The following is a 3,717-nucleotide window of genomic DNA, read 5'->3' on the forward strand; positions in this document are numbered from 1 at the left end:
TGGAGTCTTTTTTACCTGCATTTCGAAGAGTTCACTTACTACCTTACCTTCTGGATATTCTCCTTCTGTATCATTGAACTTTTCTAGTATACTGCGTTCTTCTTCACTTAGTATTTCTATATCCTTAATCTTAACTTCTTGGTCTTTTATAATCTGACTTACTAAGTTTTCAAAATGATCTTTAATTTTTAATACATTATCCTTCGAATATACTGCCTCATTAAAATTAAATTTAATTGAAATAGTATCCTGATATATCACTAATAAATTAAAATTGTAATTAGTCTGTTCTTGTGCCTCAACATGAACTATTTTCAAATCATTTTTATCTAATATTTCATTATTGATGCCCTCGCTATCAACTGGATAATTTTCAAATACCATTATATTATTTACTAGCTTCTCTTTGACGCCACTTAACCCTTGTATATCTGCTAGAGGATAAAAATCCCATTGGCTGCTTTCTGCAAATGACTTATTTATATTAGTTAAAAGCTCATTAAAGATCATATTATTTTCTGTTTTAACTCTTAAAGGCACAGTATTTATAAATAGTCCCAACATATTTTCTATACCTTTAACCTCTGGATTTCTTCCTGATACAACATATCCAAATACAGAATCATTACTATTGTTATATTTTTGGAGCAGTAGTGCCCATACACTTTGCATTATTGTATTAATTGTAACCTTATTTTCTCTAGCTATTACTTCTAGTTTCTTTGTCATATATCTTTTTATTTCAAAAGCAACTTCACTCTTTTTATATTCTTTACTATTTTCTTTATTTTCAAATGGTACTATTGCCGCTTCATCATAATCTGCTAAATAATTTGTCCAATAATCTTTTGCTGCTTCCCTATCTTTATTATTAAGCCATTCTATATACCCTGAGTATGGTACTGCTTCTTCTAATTTTGCTTTATATCCAAACTTTAATTCGTTATATATCTTAAATAATTCAAGCATTATTATATTAAGGCACCAGCCATCCATTATAATATGATGATTATTAAGTATTAGATTATATACATCCTCTTCTGTTTTAATTATTGTCAATTTTATAAGAACATCTTTGTTTAAATCAAAACCTCTTTCTTTATCATTGCCTACTGTTCTACTGATATAGTCTTTCTTATCAAATTTTTTACCACTTATATCTAAATATCTGATATCTGCTTTTCTTTTATAAAATACAATTTGCATATCCATATTAAAGTTTTCATAATCAAAAACAGTTCTTAAAATATCATGTCTCTCTACCAATCTATTAAAACTTTCATTTAATAAATTAATATCTAATTGTCCTTTTATCTTTATTACTAATTCTTCATTATAAGCGTCTGACTTATTATCAGCTAGAGCATGATATAACATTCCTTCTTGCATTGGCGTTAATGGGTATATATTTTTGATATTATCTATATCTTTTAAATACGGTTTTAATTGCTGTAAAGTTATATTTTCCTTTGTTACATCTGCTGCTGTTTTTTCTGATTTATCCTTATTCATACAATGCTCAATAATTGTTATAAGGTTGTTTCTATATTCCTGAATTAATTTCTTTATTGTTTCATCTTTATATTCTTTATCATTGTACCTTATATCTATATTTAACTTTTTATCTATGAGTATTCCTGAAAAATCTAATGAGTATAATCCCTTATTATTTAAACCTATTGAATTTCCACTGCTTAAAGGCGACATATTAAAGATATCATTATTTATATCTTCATCAAACTGTCCAAGATAATTAAAACTTATTTCTGGTTTTAACCTAAATTCCATCTTATCCTTAGAAAGATATTTGATTATGCCATAGCCAATTCCCTTATTAGGTACTCTTCTTAAAGAATCCTTTATATTCTTTATTGTAGTTCCTAAATCATCGTTATTACTATTCAATACTACTGGATACTGCGAAGTAAACCAGCCTACTGTTCTTGTTATATCCACATTTTTTATAATTTCTTCTCTACCATGTCCCTCCAAGTTAACTAGAGTATTTTCACTTTCTGTCCATTTACTTATTGTTAATCCTAGAGCTGTTAAAAGTATGTCATTAATTTCTGTATTATAAGCCTTGTTTACATTCTTTAATAGATTTTCTGTTTGCTGCTGCGTAAGATTAAATCCTATACTTCTTAAATCTGCCATTTTGGTTACAGCTGCTTCTTTATCTTTAGGAAGTTTCCTTATGTCACATTTATCTATGCCATTCCAATATTCTAATTGTTTTCTTATACTGTAGCTGTCAGCATATTTCTTCTGCTCTACTGCCCACTCTTTAAAGGATGCTGTTTTATCTTGAAGTATTATATCTTCTCCGTTTTTAGACATTTCATATGCCTTTGATAAATCTTCAAATAATATTCTCCATGAAACTCCATCTATAACTAAATGGTGTATTGCTATTAGTAAATGATCTCCTTTATGGGTTTTAAATAAACCTAATTTAACAAGAGGCCCTTCCTCTAAATTAATACTATCTTGAATTTGGTTACACTTTTCTGTTATTTCTTTCTCACTTAAACCTTCATATACATTTAAGTCGTATAACTTTTCACCTGTCCCTCTATTAATTTGATATACTTCACCATTTTCATTTTTATACACCATTCTTAAGGCATCGTGGTGAATTATTATGGCTTTAAACACCTTTTCTAATATTTCTTTTTTAAATCCATCTTTACTAAACAGCATTACTGCTTGATTCCAATGCTGCTTTTCCTCAAAATTCCTTTCAAAGAATCGTTTTTGTATCGGTGTTAATTCTACTTCTCCAACCACTTCATCTTGGCTTATTGTTAAAGAATTCTTCTTAACTAACTTACTTAACGCCTTTATATTTGAATTGTTGAATACATCCTTAACTTCAAAATAATATCCTTTTGCTTTAGCTCTTGATATTACCTGTATTGATTTTATGGAATCTCCACCTAAACTAAAGAAATCATCATTTATTCCTATTTCATCAATATTTAATACGTCCTGCCATATTTCTACTAATTGTTTTTCTACTTCATTTCTTGGAGCCTCATATTCTGCTCCTGTATCAATTTTACCTTGTGGCTCTGGTAGTGCTTTTCTATTTATTTTGCCGTTTAATGTTAATGGAATACTTTCTAATTTTATAAAATATGATGGGAGCATATAGTCTGGCATGAATTTTTTAAGTTCTTCTCTTAATTCTCCTACACTATATTCTTTTTCACCTATGTAATATGCACATAGATAATTGTTCCCTGCTTTTTCTCTTGCTAAAACTACTACCTCTTTTATTCCTTCTATTTTTAATAAATTACTTTCTATTTCCCCAAGCTCTATTCTGAAACCACGTATTTTAACCTGATGGTCTATTCTTCCTAAATACTCTATATTCCCATCTGAAAGCCATCTTGCTAAATCACCTGTTCTATACATCTTTTTCCCTGGCTCATACGGATTCTGTGCAAACTTTTCTTCTGTCAATTCTTTATTGTTTAAATATCCTCTTGCAAGTCCATCTCCACCTATACATAGTTCTCCTACTACTCCCATTGGGACTAACTTAGTATTTTTATCAACTATATACATTTTGGCGTTATCAATAGGTTTTCCTATGGGTATATTATCTAATATATCTTTCAATGAATATTTAGTTGAATATACAGTAGCTTCTGTTGGACCATATAGATTTTCTATCCTTTTACTCTTAATTAAATCTTTAAAAACTTT

At 28.6% G+C, this 3,717-nt stretch carries 1 protein-coding gene; it reads right to left on the reverse strand.

From position 1 onward, the window contains the following. A partial coding sequence (locus B8978_RS19270) for a condensation domain-containing protein (RefSeq protein WP_139796106.1) occupies positions 1-3,717 on the reverse strand: 3,717 nt, incomplete at both ends.

Origin of the sequence: Clostridium acidisoli DSM 12555, from assembly GCF_900176305.1 — a bacterium.
Taxonomy (GTDB): Bacteria; Bacillota; Clostridia; order Clostridiales; family Clostridiaceae; genus Clostridium_I; species Clostridium_I acidisoli.